This is a genomic window from Chryseobacterium sp. SIMBA_028, from assembly GCF_046535285.1.
In the GTDB taxonomy this organism is placed as follows: domain Bacteria; phylum Bacteroidota; class Bacteroidia; order Flavobacteriales; family Weeksellaceae; genus Chryseobacterium.
In genome coordinates this window covers 1-244 of sequence record NZ_JAWRWZ010000716.1, presented here as the reverse complement: position 1 = coordinate 244, position 244 = coordinate 1, and the positions used below count along the sequence as shown (strand labels likewise).

The 244-nt window shown below is 33.6% G+C and carries 1 pseudogene; it reads left to right on the top strand.

Annotated elements, in window-relative coordinates:
* Positions 1 to 244: pseudogene (locus tag SCA31_RS25120) on the top strand (TonB-dependent receptor); the annotation flags it as partial.

Here is a 244-nt window from a genome sequence, read left to right as displayed (position 1 = left end):
CACCAACCTCAACCTGAATTACCACAAGAAAAAATTCACACAGACTTTAATCGGAAGTTACAGTAATAATACGCATGTAGAAAAAAACTACAATACCTACACGCTATACAAAGACAATGATGTTAAATATATTAATAGCGAAACCACAGATAAGGGTCAGAGTCCTTCTCTATCTTCTACTTCGGAATTCGCTTTGAATGATAAAAATACAATCGGGCTTATTCTGGAATATTATCAAAGCAAA